We start from the raw sequence: 20,206 nt of genomic DNA, 5'->3' as shown, positions 1-20,206 counted from the left end.
GACGGTGACCTCCGCCTGGAAGCGGGCGTCGGCGTTGTCGGGTGTCTCGTCCTGCAAGGGGTCCTGCGGAGGAGTCATACGGCCTGCCCGTCACGCCGCGGCGGGCTGGTGAGGTGGGCGCCGATCCGTACGACCAGGTCCCGCATGCGGTTGCTGATCATCCCGGCGTCGACCGTCTCCTCGGCGAGCACCGCCAGATACGCGCCGGTCCCCGCGGCCATCATGTAGAAGTAGCCGCCGTTGATCTCGATGATGACCATGCGCATGTTGCCGTCGCTCTCGGGGATCTCAGTGGCGACGGCGGTGGCGAGGCTCTGCAACCCCGCGCAGGCCGCGGCGAGGCGGTCGGCGCCGTCCGGGTCGCCGCCGTACCGCGCGATGCGCAGGCCGTCCGCGGAGAGCACCACGATCTGCCGAACCCCGTACACGCCGTCGGCGAGTTCCTTGAGCATCCAGTCGAAGTTGGCGCGCTGCTGGATCACTTCCAGCCCCCCTCGTCGGCGTTGTCGGTGCTGCCGTGGTCGTTCTGGTCGCGGGCCTGCTCGTCGGCCACCCGGTCGCCCGCGTTGTCGCGCGCGGGCGGGGCGTCGCCGTTCAGACCCGCCATGAAGGCCTCGACCCACAGGCCGGGCTCCTTCTCCTTCTTGGCCGGCACGAGCGGCGCGGGCGGCTGCGCGGCGATGGCCGCCTCGGTGCGGCGCTGGGCCTCGGCCTCCTGCGCGTAGCGCTCGCTGAGCGACATCGTCGCGCGGCTCCTGCGCTGCGGCAGGCCGTTGGCCGTCCACTCGGTGACCTCGGGGACCTCGTCCTCCATGGACAGGCCGATCGGCATGGAGGGGCGGGGCACCGTGGTGACCTTGCGGGGCTTCTTGCGGCGGATGTCGCGGGCCTCTTCGATGATCGTGCCGTCCTCGTTCACACGCGGCACGGCGGAGGCGCCGATGCCGTGCGCGACGCCGGACGCCTCCTCGGGCGTGATCATCTCGCGCGGCACGATGAGCACCGCGCGCACCCCGCCGTACGCGGACTGGCGCAGCGACACCTGGAGGTTGTACATCTGCGAGAGCCGGCCCACGACGGCCATGCCGAGGCGGGGCGTCTCGTGCAGGTCGGCCAGGCCCATGCCCTGCCGGGCCTCCTCCAGCATCTTCTCGGCCCGCTTGCGGCCCTCCTCGCTGAGGCTGACGCCGCCGTCCTCGATCTCCACGGCGATGCCCGTCTGCACCTCGATCGCGGTGACGTGCACCTTCGTCTGCGGGGGCGAGTAGCGCGTGGCGTTGTCGAGCAGTTCGGCGCAGGCGTGGATCAGCGGCTCCACCTTGGTGCCGTGGATGGCGACGTCGGCGATGGAGTGCAGCGCGATGCGCCGGTACTCCAGGATCCGGGACATGGCACCGCGCAACACGCTGAACAGCGGTACGGGCTTGGGCCACTGGCGGCCGGGGCGGGCGCCGCCGAGCACCGTGATCGAGTCGGCGAGACGGCCGATGAGGGCCGTGCCGTGGTCGATGCGGAGCAGGTCGTCGAAGACCTCGGGGTTGCGGCCGTGGAACTCCTCCATGTCGCGCAGTTCCGCGGACTGCTGGTGGACGATGGACTGCACGCGCCGCGCGATGTTGACGAAGGCGTGCTGCGCGTTCTCACGCATCGCCTCCTCGCGGTCCAGGGTCTCCAGGAAGGAGCGCAGCAGGATGCGCTGGGGCTGCGGCAGCCGGCGGTTGATCTCGTCGCCGTCGATCAGCTGCCGGACGACCTCCGCGGGGGGCTCGCCCTGCCGGACCCGGAAGAGGGCCTCGGGCAGCACCTCGCGGCCCAGGCGGGCGGTGTCCTCCTCGTGGGTCGCGATGCGGTGCTCCAGGTGGGCGGTCTGCGCCGCGTGGCTCCTGCGCAGGTCCCGCAGGGCGCGGCCGCGGCGTGCGGCCTCGGCGCCGACGACGGTGACCAGGAGCGTGGCCACGGCACCGCACAGGGCGACCGCGGTCCGCGCCGGCTCCGTCACCGCGGCCACGGCGGCTCCCGTCGCCGCCGCCATGACCACGGCAGGCAGCAACAGGACGCGTGCGTAAGGGACTTCTCGGCCACCGGGAGGCGATTGATGACTCACCATGTATGCCCTCTGAACACTCGTCTTGGGGGGAGAAAGGGGAAGGATGCGGGGTCCCCTGCACGAAAGAACGAACTATCGAATTTCAGGGAACAAGCGCACGAATCTGCTGTAACTTGTTCAACTCGTCGCGCTCCGGGCGAGCTTAGTCCGCTCGCATCACGCTGGAGTCATATTCGGCAACCCTCTGCGAGCACCCGCGAACAGGCATACACTCGGCCCCATTTGCACACGCGGCTACCACTCGACCGCAAGGAGTCACCCCGCCCCGCAGGGCAGGCGGCCGACGCTTGCACGAGGCGCGGCCGGGCGTAGCGGCCGAGCCCGAGACACAGCGGTGGCCCCCGCCGATCCACCTGGCGGGGGCCACTGCGATGCCGCGGACGTCAGCCGACGGAGCTGTACGCCACCACTCCGCGCAGCAGCTGCTCCACCGCCTTGCGCGCGTTCTTCCCGACCGTGCCCCCCTCGCGCGGCGCCGCCGCGGAGATCTGCCCCAGTACGTCGATGACCTGCTTGCACCAGCGCACGAAGTCCCCGGCCGGCATCTCCGCCTCGCGCAGCACCTCGTCGAGGCCCTTGCCGTTCGCCCACATGTACGCCGCCCAGGCGAAGCCGAGGTCGGGCTCGCGCTGTCCGACGCCCTCCGCCTGCCTGATCCGGAACTCCTCCTCCAGGGCGTCGAGACGGCCCCAGATGCGGACCATCTCGCCGAGCGCCGCCTTGGCGTTGCCGGAGGGCAGCTTCGGCGCGAGCGCGTCGTCGCCGACCCGCGCCTCGTACACCAGGGCGGAGACGCAGGCGGCCAGCTCGGCCGGGCCGAGGCCCTCCCAGACGCCCGCCCGCAGGCACTCGCTGGCCAGCAGGTCCAGCTCGCCGTACAGCCGGGCGAGGCGCTTGCCGTGCTCGGTGACCTCGTCGCCGCGCAGATAGTCGAGCTCGGTGAGCAGGGCCACGATGCGGTCGAAGGTGCGGGCGATGGTGTTGGTGCGCCCCTCGATGCGGCGCTCCAGCTGCGAGGTGTCACGCAGCAGGCGGTGATAGCGCTCGGCCCAGCGGGCGTGGTCCTCGCGCTCGTCGCAGCCGTGGCAGGGGTGCGCCCGCAGTTCGGTGCGCAGCCGGGCGATCTCGCGGTCGTCGGCGGCCGCCGAGCGGCCCTTGCGGTGCCGGTCGGGCACGATGTGCCCGGCCTTGGTGCGCAGCGCGGAGGCGAGGTCGCGGCGGGACTGCGGGGAGCGCGCGTTGAACGACTTCGGGATGCGCATCCGCTCCACGGCCTCCACCGGCACCGGGAAGTCCATCGACGCGAGCCGCTTGACCTGCCGCTCGGCGGTGAGCACCAGCGGGCGCGGGCCGTCCTGGTGCTCGAAGCCGCGATGTCCGTTGGCACGGCCCGCGGGCAGGCCGGGGTCGAGCACCAGGGCGAGGCCCGCGTACTTCCCCGTCGGCACATGGATCACGTCGCCCGGCCTGAGCTTCTCCAGGGCGGCCGCCGCGGCGGCGCGGCGCTGTACGGCGCCGTGCTTGGCGATCTCGTTCTCGCGGTCCTTGAGCTCGCGGCGCAGCCGCGCGTACTCCTCGAAGTCGCCGAGGTGGCAGGTCATCGCGGCCTTGTAGCCCTCGAGGCCCTCCTCGTTCTTCTGCACCTGCCGGGAGATGCCGACGACCGACTTGTCGGCCTGGAACTGGGCGAAGGACGTCTCCAGCAGCTCGCGCGAGCGGTGCCTGCCGAACTGCTCGACCAGGTTCACCGCCATGTTGTACGACGGCTTGAAGCTGGAGCGGAGCGGATAGGTGCGCGTGCCCGCGAGGCCCGCCAGGTGCTCGGGGCTCATGGCGCGCTGCCACAGGACGACCGCGTGGCCCTCGACGTCGATGCCCCGGCGCCCGGCGCGGCCGGTGAGCTGGGTGTACTCGCCCGGGGTGATGTCGGCGTGCTGCTCGCCGTTCCACTTCACGAGCTTTTCCAGGACCACGCTGCGGGCGGGCATGTTGATGCCGAGCGCCAGGGTCTCGGTGGCGAACACGGCCTTGACCAGGCCGCGCACGAACAGCTCCTCCACGACCTCCTTGAAGGTCGGCAGCATGCCCGCGTGGTGGGCGGCGATGCCGCGCTCCAGGCCTTCGAGCCATTCGTAGTACCCGAGGACGTGGAGGTCCTCGTCGGGGATCGAGGCCGTGCGCTCCTCGACCAGCTCGCGCACCCGCAGGCGGGCGTCGTCGTCGTTCAGGCGCAGGCCCGCGTACAGGCACTGCTGCACGGCGGCCTCGCAGGCCGCGCGGCTGAAGATGAACGTGATGGCGGGCAGCAGGCCCTCGGCGTCCAGGCGCTCGATGACCTCGGGGCGGCCCGGCGTCCAGATCCGCGACCGCGACCTGCGCTCCCGCTCGCGGTCGGCCTCGCGGACCATCTTGCCCTTGCGGCGGTCCCGCGGGTTGTACGACCGGCTGGCCTCCAGGCGGGCCATCCGGGTCAGGTCGGGGTTGACCGTCCTGCGCCTGCCCTCGCCCTCCTCGAAGAGGTCGTACATCCGCCGGCCCGCGAGCACGTGCTGGAACAGCGGGACCGGACGGTGCTCGGAAACGATCACTTCGGTGTCGCCGCGGACCGTGTCGAGCCAGTCGCCGAACTCCTCCGCGTTCGACACCGTGGCCGACAGGGACACCAGCGTGACCGACTCCGGCAGGTGGATGATCACTTCTTCCCAGACGGCGCCGCGGAAGCGGTCCGAGAGGTAGTGCACCTCGTCCATCACCACATGGCCGAGGCCGATCAGGGACTGCGAGCCCGCATACAGCATGTTCCGCAGGACCTCGGTGGTCATCACGACCACCGGCGCCTCGGAGTTGACGCTGTTGTCGCCCGTGAGCAGGCCGACCTTGTCCGCGCCGTACCGCTTGGCGAGGTCGGCGTACTTCTGGTTGGAGAGCGCCTTGATCGGCGTGGTGTAGAAACACTTCTTGCCCTGCTGGAGGGCGAGGTGCACGGCGAACTCGCCGACGATCGTCTTCCCTGAGCCCGTGGGGGCGGCCACGAGCACGCCCTTGCCGGCTTCGAGCGCCTGACACGCCTCGATCTGGAAGGGGTCGAGGCCGAATTCGTACATCTCGCGGAAGGACGCGAGTGCGGTGGCCTGCTCGACGGCACGCTTGCGCGCCGCCGCATACCGCTCGGCCGGTGAGAGGTCCTCTGTCATCGTGCTTTCGAGCCTACCGGCCGCCACTGACAACGGACGATCATTATCGGGCCCCGGAAAAACCGCAGGCGGCCGACGCCCGGGAGGAAACCGCAGGTGACGGCGGTACGGGGGCGGTGTCAGGGCCCGAGGATCCGCACCGCCCCCGGCACGCAGCGGGCGGTGAGCGGCAGCTCGCCGAGCCGTTCGCCGTCCGCGTACCCGGTGGTTCCGGCCGCGGCGAGCTCCACCTTGGCGGCCCGGTGCACGGTGACCACGGGGTGGTCCAGGTGCGTGCCCCGGTAGACCCGCGGGAACACCTTGAGCAGCGTGGTGCGGCTGCACTCCCCCACGACCGTGACGTCGAAGAGGCCGTCGGCCATGTCGGCGCCGGCGCAGATCCGCATGCCGCCGCCGTACGAGGAGCCGTTGCCGACGGCGACCAGGGTCGCGTCGACCTCGTGGACGTCGGTGTCGTCGAGCGTGATGCGGTAGCGGACGGGCTTGAGGGCGGCCAGTTCGGCGATCATCGCGAGGTCGTACTTGAACCGCCCGACGGGCAGGCGCGTGCGGTTGCCGCGGTCGTTGACCCGCGAGTCGAAGCCGGCGGCGAGCACCGTCCCGAACCAGGTCGCGCCCACCCGCCCCGCGTCGACGTCCCGTATCCGGGCCTCCTTGAGCGCGGTAGCGACGACGCCGCCCGCGAGGGCGGGTTCCCGCACGGGAAGGCCGAGGGCCCGCGCGAAGTCGTTGCCGGTGCCGACGGCGACGACGCCGAGCGGGGTGCGGGTCCCCGCCACGGCCTGGAGGGCGAGGCTCGCCATGCCGTCGCCGCCGACGGCTATCAGGGCGCCGGTGCCCGCCTCGACGGCCGCGCGGGCCCGGCGCAGCGCGTCCCCGGCGTCCTCGCCGATGACGGTGCGCACAAAGAACCCGGCCGCCCGCAGGGCCGCCGCGGCGGGCTGGGCGGCGTGCGCCCCGCGGCCGCGGCCCGCGGTGGGATTGACGAAGAGAGTGATCTCGCTGGTCACGGGCGGACCCTACAAGGCGGTGCGCCCCGGCAACCAGAAGGGGCCGGACGCGGTGGGCGTCCGGCCCCTGTGCTGTCGGTTGCCGTCCCGGTCAGGTGACGTCGTCGTAGCCGTTGTACTTGGCCGACCGTGAGCTGTCGCCGTTCACCTGCTCCGGCAGGGCCTTGGCGGCGGGGACGGCGTCGATGGCGTCCACCGGGTCGGGGGTGAGGTCGAGCTCGGAGGCCTCGTCGTCGTCGAGTTCCGCGTCCGGGTCGCGACGGCGGCGGCGCTTGTCGTTCAGGACGGAGAAGCCGACCGCGAAGAAGTAGAGGACGACGATGGGACCGGCGAGCGCGAGCATGCCGATCGGGTCCGTGGTCGGGGTCGCGACGGCTCCGAAGACGAACACGCCCATGACGACGCCCCGCCACCAGCCGAGCATGCGGCGCCCGGTGACCATGCCCGTCATGTTCAGCATCACGAGCAGCAGTGGCAGTTCGAACGAGGCGCCGAAGACCAGGACCATCCTGACGCTGAAGTCGAGGATCTTGTCCATGGGCAGGATATTCTCCGAGCCCTCGGGCGTGATGCCGAGGAGGACCCGGATGCTGATGGGCATGATCTCGTACGCGAGCCAGGCACCGCCGAAGAACAGCGGCACGGCCGCGGCCACGAAGGCGTAGGTGTACTTGCGCTCGTGCTTGTGGAGTCCGGGCGCGACGAAGGCCCAGAGCTGGTACAGCCAGACCGGGCTCGCGACGACGATGCCCACCATGAGGGACACCTTCACCGTGGTGGTGAAGGGCGAGAGCAGGTCCATGTACGCGACCTTGGCGCAGACGCCGCCCGTGGTCGCCTCGCCCTTCTCGCAGCGGGGCACGGGGTCGGCGAGGAACTTCATCAGGTCCTCGCTGTAGAACGCGGCGACGATCGACACGATCGCGATCGCCAGCATCCCCTTGGCGATCCGGTTGCGGAGCTCGCGCAGGTGGTCCGCAAGGGGCATCCGCCCCTCGGGGTCCCGCTCCTTGTTGCGGGCAGACTTAAGCAACCCACGTCCTCATCTCGTGCGGCAGGCCGGCTCGTCGGGGCCGGCCCTGGGTCAGCGCTTCGTCGTGTCGGTCGGCTCGGCGACGGGGCGCGAGCTGGTCACGTCGCCGGGGGCCGCCTGGATGGTGCGCTGCGGCGGAGCGGTCTGGTCGGCGGGCGCGGGCGGGGCGGCCGGGGCCTCCTCGTCCTTCTTGCCGTCCGACTTCATCGCCTTGGCCTCGCTCTTGAGGATCCGCGCCGACTTGCCGAGGGAACGGGCCATGTCCGGCAGCTTCTTCGCACCGAAGAGCAGGACCAGGATGACGAGGATCAGAATGATCTCGGTGGGGCCGAGCCTACCCATAGCTGTCTACCTTCTTCACCGAGGCGTCAGATGTCGGACCGGCTGTCGGACAGTCGTCCGACCACCGGGCTTGGCAGCGATCGTAACCCCCTGGAGTAAACGCGGGGCAATCCCCGTGCATACTCCCAGTTGCGGCCCGCGCCTCACATTTCGGACCACCTCAGCAGCGTACCCGGCCCCCGGGGGAGCCGACAGGCCGCCGTCGCGCGGCAGGCTCAGCCGAGGTCCCGGCCCGCCCTGGCCACCGCCGCCGCGGCCTTCTCCAGGTCCTCGGCGGCACTGTTGATCTTCTGCGTGGTCTCGGTCACCTGGCGGCCGAGCCGCTGGGCCTCCACGAAGACCTTGATCGCGAACACACTCAGGACGGCGAGGCCGCAAAACCCGAGGCCCACCGCCAGCATCGCCCAGAACATGGGGTCGAGCCTAGACGGTCGAGTGCAGCCGCAGCGTCCGCACCCCGCCGCCGGTCAGGAGCTCGACGATGCGCTCTCCGGCGGGCTTGCGCACGGCGTTGCCGCACTCCGGGCAGGTGAAGGAGTAGAAGGTCGTCCGCCGACTGGCACCGATGGCCAACCGCAGCGCCCCCGCCGACAGTTCGCAGCACGCCCGGCACTCGGGGCAGGCGGCCTTGAAGAGGACCGCGCCCACCGAAGGTGACGAAAGGGGCATCAGTGACATACCGCGCAACTCTCCTCGGCTTCCACGACCCCGCCCGGTCGCACTCCGGCCCCCGGCCCGCAGCCCCACGCGGGATCGCTCCCCTGCCGCGGGGCACGTCGCGGCGCGGTCACCGGCCGGGTCCGTCCGACGGGGCGGCGTCGGCCCCCGGCGCCTCCTCCTCGGACGCCGCCTCCCCCTCGTAGGCAGCCAGCGCCTCGCGCGCCGCGCGCCGGGCGTTGTCCGCCAGGTCCTGCGGGGAGACGATGTGACCCTCGCGGCCGAGGCGCAGGGCGAGGCGGCGCAGGGACGCCGGTTCGGGGGTGCGCAGGGTGATGCGCAGACCGCCGTCGGGCAGCTCCTCCGCGCTGTCGTGCGGGTAGTACTCGGCGACCCAGCGGCCCCCGGGGCCGACCTCGATCACGACCTCCGGGTCCTCGGCCGCGGGCTGCACGAGCCCGGCGGAGAGGTCCCGCAGCTCCACCTCCGGGGGCGCGGACGGCTCGTCGAGGATCTTGATCTCGGCGACCCGGTCGAGCCGGAAGGTGCGCCGCGCCTCGGAGCGCCGGCACCACGCCTCCACATAGGTGTGGCCCACGCTGACCAGGCGGATCGGGTCGATCTCCCGCTCGGTGAGCTGGTCGCGGGCCGGGGAGTAGTAGCGGATCCAGAGCCTGCGCCGCTCGGAGATGGCACGGTCGACGTCGGCGAAGACGCCGCCCTCGGACTCGAAGGTGACCGAGAGCCGCGAGCTGGCCCCGGCCGCCTCGCCCGCCGCCTCCTCCAGCTTCGCCGTCGCGCGCAGCAGCGCGAGCCGGTCGCTCTCGCGCAGGCCGGGCAGCGTGGACACCGCGCGGGCGGCCACGAGCAGCGCCGTGGCCTCGTCGGCGGCGAGCCGCAACGGCTCGGCGACGTCGTCCGGGTTGTGCCACCAGATGCGCTCGCCGTCGGTGTCGATGTCGAGCAGGTCACCGCCGCGGAAGCTGGTCCCGCACAGCGGCAGTACGTCCAGGTCGGAGATCAGCTCGTCCTGGCTGATGCCGAAGGCCCGGGCGACGTCGGCGACACGGGCGCCGGGGCGCTCGCGCAGATAGGTCACCAGGGACAGCATCCGCCTGGTCTGGTCGATGGCATTCGCGGCCATTGCTGGTTACGTTCCCCCTCAGCCCTTGGCCACGGCGCGCAGCCGGTCCACGACGTCGGCCCGGAGCTCGGCGGGCTCCAGGACCACCACATCGGGCCCGAACTCCACCAGCCAGGCGTCGAGCCCGTGCCCGTACGGAATCTCCAACTCGTCCCAGCCCTCGTCGAGTTCCCGCGCGCCCACGGCCTTGGCGCGCAGCGGGTAGCCCGCGCCCTTGCGCAGCCTGATGAGCGCGGTGCGGTCGGCCTTCTCGCCCGCCCAGCTCGCCACCGTCTCCCGCACGGTGACCACGTCGGGCACCTCGGCCCGGAACTTCCCCGCGCGCGAGCGGACCTTGCCGGTGATGCGGGAGAGCCGGAAGACGCGCTCGGCCTCGCGGTCGCGGTCCCAGCCCGCCAGGTACCAGTGGCCGCGCCAGCACTCCAGGGCCCAGGGTTCGACGTGCCGGGGAGCGGGGTGCGCGGCGGTGGCCTTGCGGTAGTCGAAGACGACGGGGCGGCGGTCGCGGCAGGCCAGCATCAGCGGCTCGAAGGCCGCCTCGTGCACGGGGATGCGGGGCTCCAGGGCGCCGTGCGCCTCGTAGGGGTCGACGTCCTCGGGCAGGCCCGCGGCGCGCAGCTTCTGGAGGGCGCCGCTCGCGGCACCGGCGAGCCTGGCCTGCTGCCACACCTTCGCGGCGAGGCCTAGGGCCGCGGCCTCCTCGGCGTCGAGCCTGACGGGCGGCAGCCGGTTGCTGTCGCGGCGGGCCAGATAGCCGACCTCGCCGTCCAGGTTCTCCACCGTCTCGATGACCAGGCCCAGTTCCCGCAGGTCGTCCTTGTCCCGCTCGAACATGCGGTTGAAGGAGTCCTCGGATCCGGCGGGCGGCCCGGAGAGCGCGCTGCGGCCGGGGCCGAAGGCGGCGCCGGGGCCCGGTCCGAAGGCCTCGACGTAGGCCTCGATGGACTCCCTCAGCTCGCGCTTGCTGAGCGGTCGCCTGGTCCCGAGCAGACACAGCGCCAGGTTCATGAGCCGCTCGGCCTTGGCAATGGCCATCGACGCCCTTTCTCTCTCCCGACCGATGACCGTACCGCCCGGGGGTGTCGCGGCAAAAGCCGAGGGTAGGGGTGCGGTCCTGAGGGGCTCCGGTAGCGGACACGCGAGGGCCCATGCCGGAGCAGGCATGGGCCCTCGTCGGACACGTCCGGGCGGACTCGGTCGCGTCCGGTGGGTGTGTCAGACCGAGACCAGGTCGCAGACGAAGATCAGGGTCTCGCCGGGGGCGATGCGGCCGCCACCGGCGCCGCGGTCGCCGTACGCGAGGTGCGCCGGGATGGTCAGCTTGCGGCGGCCGCCGACCTTCATGCCCTGCACGCCCTGGTCCCAGCCGGCGATGACCTGACCGGCGCCCAGCTGGAACTCCAGCGGGTTGCCGCGGTTCCAGGAGGCGTCGAACTCCTCACCGGAGGAGAAGGACACTCCCACGTAGTGGACCTTGACGAAGTCGCCCGCCTTGGCCACCGCGCCGTCGCCTTCCCAGATCTCGTCGATCTGGAGCTCCGTGGGCGCCTCCCCCTCGGGGAAGTCGATCTCGGGCTTGTCGATGTTCACGAATAACTCCTGCTCATGTGCGTGAGGGGCAACCGGGACAGTCTGCCATCCACCCCGGGGGTGATCACATCTTGGCGAGGATGTCCACGGAGAAGACCAGCGTGGAGTCCTTCTTGATGGTGCTGCCCTGCGGCGGCTTGTCCCCGTAGCCCTGCTTGGGCGGCACCACGACCAGGACGCGGCTGCCGACCTTCTTGCCGGTCAGGCCCTCCCGCCAGCCCGGAATGACCTGCGCGAGGGAGAACTGGGCGAGCTGGCCGCTCTTGTACGAGGAGTCGAAGTCCTTGCCGTCGGCCCAGAGCGCGCCCCGGTACTGGCAGAGCAGGGTGTCGCTGGCCTTGACCTCGTCGCCGTCGCCCTCGATGACGTAAGTCCCGACGACCTTCTTGGGGGCGTCCTTCTTGGGCACGTCGATCTTGGGGGCCTTGCCGTCGGTGTTCGTCCCGATCTTCGGCAGGTCCATGTTGTCCTGGGCGACTTCCTTGCCCTTGGCGGAGCTCTTGGTGCCGTACGTGTTCACGATGTCGACGACGAACACCAGGGTGTCCGTGCCCTTGATGCCCGCCTGCTTGTTGCCCTGCTTGCCGTACCCCAGCTCCGGGGGGATGGCGAGCTCGACGCGGCTGTCGACCTTCTTGCCGACCAGGCTCTGGTCCCAGCCGGGGATGACCTGGCCGACGCCGATCGGGAAGATCGTCGGCGCCTTGCGGTCGTAGGAGTTGTCGAAGACCTTGGCCGAGTCCCAGATCTGGCCGAGGTAGTGGGCCTGCAAATAGTCGCCCTTGGCCACCTCGACGCCCTTGCCCGCGATGAGGGTCTTGACCGCGAGGTCGGACGACGGCTTGCCGGAGCCCTTGGCGACGGTCGGCTTCTCGCCGAACTTGGTGCCCTTGGTCACGTCGGGCACCGGACCGTCGACGATCTTCGCCTTCGGCGGCGTGGAGTTCGACGGGGACGGGCTGTCCTTGTCCTTGACCTTCGACTTGTCGGACTTGTCGTCGTCGCCGCATCCGGCCAGGGTCAGCAGGCCGGCCGGAACGGCCAGGAGAAGTGAGCGTCGGCGCACGGTGGGGGCCTCGTATCGATCGATCTTGTGGTTGGCGTGCGCGCAACTCTACGCAGTGAGAAGGGCGCCGTACGAGGAACGTACGGCGCCCCGCGTTGCGTTCCCACAACGCCCTGGTGTCTCAGTGGCCACCGACCGGTGTCCCGGCGACGTCCCGCCGGTCCCCCTTCGGCGCGTCGCCGGTCACATTCCGGCGATGAGCTTCTCCACCCGGTCGTCGACGGAGCGGAACGGGTCCTTGCACAACACCGTGCGCTGTGCCTGGTCGTTGAGCTTCAGGTGCACCCAGTCCACCGTGAAGTCCCTGCGCTGCTCCTGGGCGCGGCGGATGAAGTCGCCGCGCAGCCGGGCCCGGGTGGTCTGCGGGGGCACCGACTTGCCCTCGAAGATCTTCAAGTCGTTGCAGATCCGGGCGGCTTGACCCTTCTTCTCCAGGAGGTAGTACAGGCCGCGGCGGCGGTGGATGTCGTGGTACGCGAGGTCTATCTGCGCGACCCTCGGGTGGGACATCGTCATATTGTTCTTGGCGCGGTACCGCTCGATGAGCTTGTACTTCATCACCCAGTCGATCTCGGTGGCGATGCGGTCCAGGTCCTCGGACTCGATGGCTTCGAGGGTGCGGCCCCAGAGCTCGAGGACCTGCTCGACGGTTCCGGTGCGGATGCCGCGGCGGTCGACGAAGTCCACGGCCTTCTCGTAGTACTCGCGCTGGACCTCCAGGGCGGAGGCCTCGCGGCCGCTGGCGAGGCGGACCTTGCGGCGTCCTGTGGTGTCGTGGCTGACCTCGCGGATGGCCCGGATGGGGTTCTCCAGCGTCAGGTCGCGCATCACCGTGCCCGCTTCGATCATCCGCAGGACGAGATCGGTCGCGCCCACCTTCAGGAGCATGGTCGTCTCGGACATGTTCGAGTCGCCGACGATCACATGAAGCCGGCGATAGCGCTCGGCGTCCGCGTGCGGCTCGTCACGCGTGTTGATGATCGGCCGCGAACGGGTCGTCGCGGACGAGACGCCCTCCCAGATGTGCTCGGCGCGCTGGCTGACGCAGTACACCGCGCCGCGCGGGGTCTGGAGCACCTTGCCCGCACCGCACAGCAACTGCCGGGTGACGAGGAACGGAATGAGGATGTCCGCCAGCCGCGAGAACTCCCCGTGCCGGGCCACGAGATAGTTCTCGTGGCAACCATAGGAGTTTCCCGCCGAGTCGGTGTTGTTCTTGAAGAGATAGACGTCGCCCGCGATTCCCTCCTCGTGCAGGCGGCGTTCGGCGTCGACGAGCAGGCCTTCCAGAATGCGCTCGCCGGCCTTGTCGTGGGTGACCAGCTCGGTCACGTTGTCACACTCGGGGGTCGCGTATTCCGGGTGTGAGCCCACGTCGAGATACAGGCGGGCGCCGTTCCGCAGAAAGACGTTGCTGCTGCGGCCCCATGACACAACACGGCGGAAGAGGTAGCGCGCCACTTCGTCAGGCGACAGACGGCGCTGTCCCCTGAACGTGCACGTGACGCCGTACTCGTTCTCCAGCCCGAAAATGCGGCGGTCCATGACTGAACATTACGCCCGATGCCCCGCACTGAAACCGGGTTCGGCAGCCCCGTTTCGATCATTTTCCGATGAAGCCGCAACGACCGCTTCCACCTGCGCCGACGCGAACACCCGCGCCGTGCACACCAACACCAGCAGCGCGGCCCCACCGGCGAGCCCCGGAACGGCGAACCCCCACGCCGTGCCGCCCCACTCGACCACGGGGCCGCCCGCCGCCGTGCCCACCGAGGTGACCACGGTGAACGTCGTGACCAGCCAGGAGAACGCCTCCGTCACCGTGCCGCGCGGAGCGTGCCGGTCGACCACGATGAACGCGCAGGCGAGCGCCGGGGCCAGGAACACCCCCGCCAGCGCCGTCAGGGCCACCATCCCCACCGTTCCCGGCGTCAGCACCAACGGCACGTAGCAGAGGGCGAGCAGCGCCACGAGCACCACGAGGCGGCGCTCCGGCACGCCGCTCCACTGCCGCGCCCCGTAGACCAACCCGCCAGCGAGCGCGCCGAGCCCCAGGCCCGCCATCATCCAGCCGTACACCGCGTCACCGCCGTGCCCGTCCGCGTACGAGACACCGGCCACCGTGATGGCGCCGAGCGCCGTCCCGACGAACAGGAACGCGCCGAGGAGCGCGAGCAGGCCCGGAGAGCGCAGTGCGCCGAGCCAGTGCGCCGCACGCGGCGCCGAACGCCACGCGCGCGACGGCCGCGACGCCACGACGGACAGCGCACCGAGCACACCGATGGCGTTCACCACGAGCAGCGCGGCGGAGGCCGACCACAGCGACATCAGGCCCGTCACGAGCAGCGGCCCGACGGTGAACATGACCTCCTGGGCCACGGCGTCCATCGCGTACGCCGTGTGGACCTGCTCCTCCTTGGGGAGCACGTCGGACCACAGCGCGCGCAGGCCGCCCTCCAGCGGCGGGGTGAACAGACCGGCCACCACCATCGCTCCGTAGGCGACGCCCAGGGTGTCGGGTCCGGTGCACGCGAACGCCGCCATGCCGAGCGCCGAGACGACCGCCGCCGGCAGCATCACCCGCGGCTGGCCGTGGAGGTCGACGAGGCGGCCGAGCAGTGGCTAGCCGATCGCGGTCGCCACCCCGTACACCGCCGCGAGCGCGCCGGCCAGGCTGTAGGAGCCGTCCTCCGCGCGGACGAACAGCACGATGCCGATCGCCGCCGTCGCGTTGGGGAGGCGGCCCACGAGCGTGCCCGCGAGGAGGCGGGTCGCGTACCGCGCCCGCAGGATCTCGCCGTATCCGGAAGCCATCAGTGAGCCTCTTCCCGCCCCGCCCGCGCGCCGCAGCGCCTCACGTTGTACGTATAACTTCGCGGGTCATACGTACCATGTGCGCTGTCCACCAGTCCACTAGTCCACCAATCCATCAGTCGACCGCTCGCCCACGTCCCGCGACGTGGCGTACGGCGCGGCTCGTGGCGTACAGCGCGACTCATGACGTACGCCACGGCGGCGTACAGCACAGCGGCGTACGACACCGCGCCGCACGGCACAATGCACCGTCCCGGCTCCCCCGGGGCCCACAGCGACCAGGAGGCGTCTCGTGGCCGGATCCCGGCACGACAGCGGGGCACCGCGCCCCACCAGCCGCGACGTCGGCCGCGCCGCGGGCGTGTCCCAGGCCACCGTGTCCCTCGTGCTCGGCGACAAGTGGCAGGGCCGGGTGGCCGAGCGGACCGCCGAGCGGGTGCGGGCCGCCGCGCGGGACCTCGGGTACCGCCCCAATCTGGCCGCCCGCAACCTGCGCCTCGGCCGCACCCGCACCGCCCTGCTCGTCGTGCCCGCGCTCACCAACGAATTCTTCGCCCGCGTGCACACCGGCGCGGCCCGGGTCGCCGCCCGGCACGGCTTCGGCGTCGTCCTCTACCCCGCGCCGGACGTCACCGCCCCGGCCCGCGACCCCTTCGAATCCGCGCGCGCCTCCCTCGACGGCGTCCTCGCCTCCTCCATGGCCTCCGAGGCCCTTGCCACCATCCGCGGCGACGAGCTCCCCCTCGTCATGCTCGACAGCGACCCCGCACACAGCCTCGGGGCCGCCACCGTCAACCTCGACATCGCCCAGGGCATGCGCCTGGCCGCCGAGCACCTCCTCGCACTCGGCCACCGCGACTTCCTGCATCTCGCCGCGGACATCAGCTCCTGGACGTTCGACGTACGCCGCGACGCCCTGCGGAGCGTGCTGCACGGCACCGGCGCCACCGTGACACCCGCCCGGTCCGCCCTCGCCGTCGACGCCGCCCGCACCGCCACGGAGGCCGCCCTGAGGGCCTCCGTGGCCCGGCCCACCGCCGTCATCTGTGACGACGACGTGCTCGCCGCGGGCGCCTGCAAGGCCGCGCGGCGCCTCGGTCTGCGCGTGCCCGACGACCTCAGCGTCACCGGCTTCGACGACCTCACCCTCGCCACCGCCGTCGAACCCGAGCTCACCACCGTGTCCCTGCCCGCCGAACGCTTTGGCGAGCAGGGCATGGACACGCTCATCGCCGTCCTCGACGGCCGCACCCCCGAGCCGCAGCCGCTGCCCGTGCGCCTGGTCGTCCGCGGCTCCACGGCGAAGGGCCCCGCCCCCCGACGCTGAACGCCGGGGCACGAGGCCCTTCCTCATCCGTACGTGGCCGTGGGGCTACGCGGCTACGACTCCTCGGAGGGATCCGTCGAACCCTTCGCGTCCGACGACTTGGCCGAACCCGTCGAACCCGAGGACTTGGCCGAGCCCGTCGAGCCGGCCGAGCCCTTGGCATCCGTCGCATCCGTCGAGTCCGTGCTCGACTCGGACTCGTCCTCGGAGTCCGGGGCCGCCGACGCGTCGCCGGACCCGTCCCCGCCGAGCAGCCGCTCGAGCTGGCGGCCCACGATCCGCTTGAACTTGCGCTGCTGCGGCCTCGTACGGTCGAGGACCGCCACCTCCAGGCGCTCGGCCGGGATCTCCCGCTCGCTGCCGTTGGTGTCCCGTGAGAGCGCCTGCACCGCGAGCTTCAGCGCCTCGGCCAGGGTCATGCCGTCCTGGTGGCGCTGGTCGAGATAGGTGCTGATCTGCTCAGCGTTGCCGCCCACCGCGACCGAGCCGTGCTCGTCCACGATCGAGCCGTCGTGCGGCAGCCGGTAGATCTGGTCGCCGTCGGGGGTCGCGCCGACCTCCGCCACGACCAGCTCGACCTCATAGGGCTTCTCGGCGTTGCTGGAAAAAATCGTGCCCAGCGTCTGCGCGTACACGTTCGCCAGGCCGCGGGCCGTCACATCGTCCCGGTCATAGGTGTACCCGCGCAGGTCGGCGTACCTGACGCCGCCGATGCGGAGGTTCTCGTACTCGTTGTACTTGCCGGCCGCGGCGAAGCCGATCCGGTCGTAGATCTCGCTGAACTTGTGCAGCGCTCGGGACGGGTTCTCACCGACGAACACAATGCCATCGGCGTACTGCAGCACGACCAGACTGCGACCGCGGGCAATGCCCTTGCGGGCGTACTCCGCCCGGTCGGCCATGGCCTGCTGGGGTGAGACATAGAACGGCGTCGACACCGGCTATCCGTCCCTTTCTGTCAAAAATTCACAACAACAACGGGGCACTCAGAGCAGCGCGGCCCTCGGGCCGTCCGGCTGCTCAAGACGGCGCGCCAGAATCGAGCGCGCGATCTCGGAGGTCTCCTCCTCCGCCAGCCTCCGGAATCCCTCCTCGGAGATCACCGTCACAATCGGATAGATGCGCCGGGCGACATCCGGGCCACCCGTCGCCGAGTCGTCGTCCGCCGCGTCGTACAGCGCCTGCACGACCAGCGTCGTCGCCTGCTCCTCCGTCAGGTCGGCGCGGAAGAGCTTCTTCATCGCCCCGCGCGCGAACACCGAGCCGGAGCCCGTGGCCGCGAAGCCATGCTCCTCGCTGCGGCCGCCCGTCACGTCGTACGAGAAGATGCGGCCCTTGGCGCGGTCCACGTCGTACCCCGCGAAGAGCGGCACGACCGCCAGGCCCTGCATCGCCATGCCCAGATTGGACCGGATCATGGTCGAGAGGCGGTTGGCCTTGCCCTCCAGGGAGAGCGTCGCCCCCTCGACCTTCTCGAAGTGCTCAAGCTCCAGCTGGAAGAGCTTGACCATCTCCACGGCCAGACCCGCCGTGCCCGCGATGCCCACCGCGGAGTACTCGTCGGCGGGGAAGACCTTCTCGATGTCACGCTGCGCGATGACATTGCCCATCGTGGCCCTGCGGTCACCGGCGAGCACCACGCCGCCGGGGAACGTCGCCGCGACGATGGTCGTGCCGTGCGGCGCCTCGACCACGCCCTGCGTCGGCGGCAACCGCCGCTTTCCGGGCAGCATTTCCGGCTGTTGCTCGGCGAGGAAGTCCATGAAGGACGACGAACCGGGCGTCAGGAAGGCAGCCGGCAGACGCCCGGTGCTACGAGTGTTGGCTTCCACGCGTTTCCTTCCAGGTAATGGATGGCCCGACTGACGGGTCGGGATGTGCTCCCAACGTGCCGGTGGCCGAATTGCAGTTGAAGCACAGTACGCCACAGGCCGAGTCGCCCGCCCCGCAGCCGCCGTGCGCGGCGTGCAGAGCGAGGCGAAACCCTATGCGGCCTTGGAATCGAAGGGTGGACCGGCCTACTGGCCGCCCTTTTGCACGAAGGAACGGACGAAGTCCTCTGCGTTCTCCTCAAGCACGTCGTCGATCTCGTCCAGCACCGAGTCCACGTCGTCGTTCAGCTTCTCCTGGCGTTCCTTGAGGTCCTCCGAGGACTGCGCGTCCTGCGTCTGCTCCTCGACCTCCTCGGTGGAACGCGTGGCCTTCTGCTGTCCGCCGCCGGTGTCCTTGGTCGCCATCTACCTCACCCCGCTCGGTTCGACGTTTCTTGATCAGACCCTACAATCAGGGTCCGACATCGGCCCCGCACTTTCTGCAACGTGCGGGGCCCACCTCTGTGATTCCCCGGACGTCGCGCTTTCAGCCGCTTCCCAGGCGCTTCTCAACCGCCGGAGAGCACCCTGACCAGATCCTCCGCCGTGCGACAGCGGTCGAGCAGTTCCTTGACGTGATTACGCGTTCCGCGAAGCGGCTCGAGGGTCGGCACGCGCTGCAACGAGTCCCGCCCCGGCAGATCGAAGATCACCGAGTCCCAGGAGGCCGCCGCCACGTCGTCGGCGTACTGCTCGAGGCAGCGGCCCCGGAAGTAGGCGCGGGTGTCCTCGGGAGGCTTGCTGCGGGCCCGCTCGACCTCGCTCTCGTCGAGCAGGCGCTTCATCTTGCCGCGGGCCGCGAGACGGTTGTAGAGGCCCTTGTCGGGGCGCACGTCCGCGTACTGCAAGTCGACCAGGTGCAGGCGCGCCGCGTCCCAGTCGAGGCTGTCACGGCGGCGGTAGCCCTCCATGAGCTCCCGCTTGGCCACCCAGTCCAGCTCTCCGGAGAGGCTCATCGGGTCGTTCTCGAGCCGGTTCAGGACGTCTTCCCAGCGCGTGAGGACGTCCTTGGTCTGGTCGTCCGCGTCCGCGCCGTACCGCTCCTCGACGTACTTGCGGGCCAGCTCGAAATACTCCATCTGTAGTTGTACGGCGGTGAGCGTGCGGCCGCTGCGCAGCGTGACCAGGTGCTGCAAGCTCGGGTCGTGCGAGATCTGGTGGAGGGTGCGTACGGGCTGGTCCACGGCCAGGTCCACCGCGATGAAGCCGTCCTCGATCATGGCGAGGACCAGGGAGGTGGTGCCGAGCTTGAGATAGGTGGAGATCTCCGAGAGGTTCGCGTCGCCGATGATCACATGCAGCCTGCGGTACTTCTCGGCGTCGGCGTGGGGCTCGTCGCGGGTGTTGATGATGGGCCGCTTGAGGGTGGTCTCCAGACCGACCTCGACCTCGAAGTAGTCGGCCCGCTGGCTGAGCTGGAAGCCGTGCTCGTGACCGTCCTGGCCGATGCCGACACGGCCCGCGCCGGTGAAGACCTGGCGGGAGACGAAGAAGGGCGTGAGGTGGCGCACGATGTCCGAGAAGGGGGTCTCCCGCTTCATCAGATAGTTCTCGTGCGTGCCGTAGGAGGCGCCCTTGTTGTCGGTGTTGTTCTTGTAGAGGTGGATGGGCTGGGCCCCGGGGAGCGCCGCGGCGCGTTCCGCCGCCTCCGCCATGATCCGCTCGCCCGCCTTGTCCCACAGGACGGCGTCACGGGGGTTGGTGACCTCCGGCGCGCTGTACTCGGGGTGCGCGTGGTCCACGTAGAGACGCGCCCCGTTGGTGAGGATCACGTTGGCGAGGCCGATGTCCTCATCCGTGAGCTGGCTGGCGTCGGCGGCCTCGCGGGCGAGGTCGAAGCCCCGCGCGTCCCGCAGCGGATTCTCCTCCTCGAAGTCCCAGCGGGCACGTCGCGCCCGGTGCATCGCCGCTGCGTAGGCGTTGACGATCTGGGACGAGGTGAGCATGGCATTGGCGTTGGGGTGGCCGGGGACGGAGATGCCGTACTCCGTCTCGATGCCCATTACTCGCCGTACGGTCATGCGGCCCTCCTTGCCCGGCGGCGCCCTCGG

18 protein-coding genes and 1 pseudogene are annotated in these 20,206 nt (G+C 70.8%); 1 reads left to right on the top strand and 18 read right to left on the bottom strand.

Annotated features, from left to right (window positions below):
• Positions 1–74: 74 nt before the first annotated feature.
• The 14 genes and pseudogenes from ACH4DX_RS29490 to ACH4DX_RS29425 all read right to left on the bottom strand — a co-directional run bounded on the left by ACH4DX_RS29490 (position 75) and on the right by ACH4DX_RS29425 (position 14,957).
• A complete protein-coding gene (locus ACH4DX_RS29490; protein WP_398121684.1) occupies positions 75–482 on the bottom strand; it encodes a roadblock/LC7 domain-containing protein in 408 nt (135 codons plus the stop codon).
• On the bottom strand, positions 479–2,107 hold the full coding sequence (locus ACH4DX_RS29485) for an ATP-binding protein (protein ID WP_398157379.1): 1,629 nt from the start codon (positions 2,105–2,107) through the stop codon (positions 479–481). The genes ACH4DX_RS29490 and ACH4DX_RS29485 overlap by 4 nt, the downstream gene beginning before the upstream one ends.
• Before the next feature lie 383 nt (positions 2,108–2,490).
• Complete coding sequence (locus ACH4DX_RS29480) at positions 2,491–5,301, bottom strand: DEAD/DEAH box helicase (protein ID WP_398121680.1); 2,811 nt, start codon at positions 5,299–5,301, stop codon at positions 2,491–2,493.
• Positions 5,302–5,420: 119 nt separating this feature from the next.
• The gene (locus ACH4DX_RS29475) at positions 5,421–6,311 is read right to left on the bottom strand and encodes a diacylglycerol kinase (RefSeq protein ID WP_398157378.1); all 891 of its coding nucleotides are present in this window, start codon (positions 6,309–6,311) and stop codon (positions 5,421–5,423) included.
• Between the two features lie 91 nt (positions 6,312–6,402).
• The gene (gene tatC, locus ACH4DX_RS29470) at positions 6,403–7,299 is read right to left on the bottom strand and encodes a twin-arginine translocase subunit TatC (protein ID WP_398157506.1); all 897 of its coding nucleotides are present in this window, start codon (positions 7,297–7,299) and stop codon (positions 6,403–6,405) included.
• Positions 7,300–7,395: 96 nt separating this feature from the next.
• Positions 7,396–7,686 carry a Sec-independent protein translocase subunit TatA gene (tatA, locus tag ACH4DX_RS29465; RefSeq protein WP_398121676.1) on the bottom strand — a complete coding sequence of 97 codons (291 nt, stop codon included), beginning with the start codon at positions 7,684–7,686 and terminating at the stop codon, positions 7,396–7,398.
• A gap of 215 nt (positions 7,687–7,901) precedes the next feature.
• Positions 7,902–8,099, bottom strand: coding sequence for a hypothetical protein (locus ACH4DX_RS29460; RefSeq protein WP_398121674.1), 198 nt, complete (start codon positions 8,097–8,099; stop codon positions 7,902–7,904).
• 10 nt (positions 8,100–8,109) lie between these two features.
• A complete protein-coding gene (locus ACH4DX_RS29455; protein WP_398157377.1) occupies positions 8,110–8,364 on the bottom strand; it encodes a hypothetical protein in 255 nt (84 codons plus the stop codon).
• Positions 8,365–8,473: 109 nt separating this feature from the next.
• A complete protein-coding gene (locus ACH4DX_RS29450) occupies positions 8,474–9,487 on the bottom strand; it encodes a helix-turn-helix transcriptional regulator (protein ID WP_398121670.1) in 1,014 nt (337 codons plus the stop codon).
• 18 nt (positions 9,488–9,505) lie between these two features.
• On the bottom strand, positions 9,506–10,522 hold the full coding sequence (locus ACH4DX_RS29445; RefSeq protein WP_398121669.1) for a helix-turn-helix transcriptional regulator: 1,017 nt from the start codon (positions 10,520–10,522) through the stop codon (positions 9,506–9,508).
• A 180-nt stretch (positions 10,523–10,702) separates the two neighbouring features.
• Positions 10,703–11,077, bottom strand: coding sequence for an FKBP-type peptidyl-prolyl cis-trans isomerase (locus ACH4DX_RS29440; RefSeq protein WP_058851768.1), 375 nt, complete (start codon positions 11,075–11,077; stop codon positions 10,703–10,705).
• Positions 11,078–11,141: 64 nt separating this feature from the next.
• Entirely contained in the window at positions 11,142–12,143 is a 1,002-nt protein-coding gene (locus tag ACH4DX_RS29435) for an FKBP-type peptidyl-prolyl cis-trans isomerase (RefSeq protein WP_398121665.1), read from the bottom strand.
• 183 nt (positions 12,144–12,326) lie between these two features.
• Positions 12,327–13,688, bottom strand: a complete 1,362-nt coding sequence (gene pafA / locus ACH4DX_RS29430; RefSeq protein ID WP_398121663.1) for a Pup--protein ligase — start codon at positions 13,686–13,688, stop codon at positions 12,327–12,329.
• Between the two features lie 9 nt (positions 13,689–13,697).
• Positions 13,698–14,957 (bottom strand): annotated as a pseudogene (locus ACH4DX_RS29425) (MFS transporter).
• A 292-nt stretch (positions 14,958–15,249) separates the two neighbouring features.
• Between ACH4DX_RS29425 and ACH4DX_RS29420 the strand changes: the two are divergent.
• Positions 15,250–16,284 carry a LacI family DNA-binding transcriptional regulator gene (locus ACH4DX_RS29420; RefSeq protein ID WP_398157376.1) on the top strand — a complete coding sequence of 345 codons (1,035 nt, stop codon included), beginning with the start codon at positions 15,250–15,252 and terminating at the stop codon, positions 16,282–16,284.
• A gap of 53 nt (positions 16,285–16,337) precedes the next feature.
• Here ACH4DX_RS29420 and prcA read toward each other — a convergent pair whose 3' ends face one another.
• The 4 genes from prcA to dop all read right to left on the bottom strand — a co-directional run bounded on the left by prcA (position 16,338) and on the right by dop (position 20,176).
• Complete coding sequence (gene prcA / locus ACH4DX_RS29415) at positions 16,338–17,222, bottom strand: proteasome subunit alpha (RefSeq protein WP_398157375.1); 885 nt, start codon at positions 17,220–17,222, stop codon at positions 16,338–16,340.
• A 48-nt stretch (positions 17,223–17,270) separates the two neighbouring features.
• A complete protein-coding gene (prcB, locus tag ACH4DX_RS29410) occupies positions 17,271–18,116 on the bottom strand; it encodes a proteasome subunit beta (RefSeq protein ID WP_398121656.1) in 846 nt (281 codons plus the stop codon).
• 186 nt (positions 18,117–18,302) lie between these two features.
• Positions 18,303–18,521, bottom strand: coding sequence for a ubiquitin-like protein Pup (locus tag ACH4DX_RS29405; RefSeq protein WP_398121654.1), 219 nt, complete (start codon positions 18,519–18,521; stop codon positions 18,303–18,305).
• A gap of 143 nt (positions 18,522–18,664) precedes the next feature.
• A complete protein-coding gene (gene dop, locus ACH4DX_RS29400; protein ID WP_398121652.1) occupies positions 18,665–20,176 on the bottom strand; it encodes a depupylase/deamidase Dop in 1,512 nt (503 codons plus the stop codon).
• Positions 20,177–20,206: the final 30 nt, after the last annotated feature.

Origin of the sequence: Streptomyces sp. NPDC017940 (genome assembly GCF_044328435.1) — a bacterium.
In the GTDB taxonomy this organism is placed as follows: Bacteria; Actinomycetota; Actinomycetes; order Streptomycetales; family Streptomycetaceae; genus Streptomyces.
This window is presented reverse-complemented; position numbering and strand designations above follow the sequence as displayed.

Coding starts and splice junctions, on each gene's coding strand:
- tatA (WP_398121676.1), bottom strand. CDS start 7,686: ATGGGTAGGCTCGGCCCCACCGAGATCATTCTGATCCTCGTCATCCTG.
- ACH4DX_RS29445 (WP_398121669.1), bottom strand. CDS start 10,522: ATGGCCATTGCCAAGGCCGAGCGGCTCATGAACCTGGCGCTGTGTCTG.
- ACH4DX_RS29405 (WP_398121654.1), bottom strand. CDS start 18,521: ATGGCGACCAAGGACACCGGCGGCGGACAGCAGAAGGCCACGCGTTCC.
- tatC (WP_398157506.1), bottom strand. CDS start 7,299: ATGCCCCTTGCGGACCACCTGCGCGAGCTCCGCAACCGGATCGCCAAG.
- ACH4DX_RS29460 (WP_398121674.1), bottom strand. CDS start 8,099: ATGTTCTGGGCGATGCTGGCGGTGGGCCTCGGGTTTTGCGGCCTCGCC.
- ACH4DX_RS29450 (WP_398121670.1), bottom strand. CDS start 9,487: ATGGCCGCGAATGCCATCGACCAGACCAGGCGGATGCTGTCCCTGGTG.
- pafA (WP_398121663.1), bottom strand. CDS start 13,688: ATGGACCGCCGCATTTTCGGGCTGGAGAACGAGTACGGCGTCACGTGC.
- dop (WP_398121652.1), bottom strand. CDS start 20,176: ATGACCGTACGGCGAGTAATGGGCATCGAGACGGAGTACGGCATCTCC.
- ACH4DX_RS29485 (WP_398157379.1), bottom strand. CDS start 2,107: ATGGTGAGTCATCAATCGCCTCCCGGTGGCCGAGAAGTCCCTTACGCA.
- ACH4DX_RS29455 (WP_398157377.1), bottom strand. CDS start 8,364: ATGTCACTGATGCCCCTTTCGTCACCTTCGGTGGGCGCGGTCCTCTTC.
- ACH4DX_RS29480 (WP_398121680.1), bottom strand. CDS start 5,301: ATGACAGAGGACCTCTCACCGGCCGAGCGGTATGCGGCGGCGCGCAAG.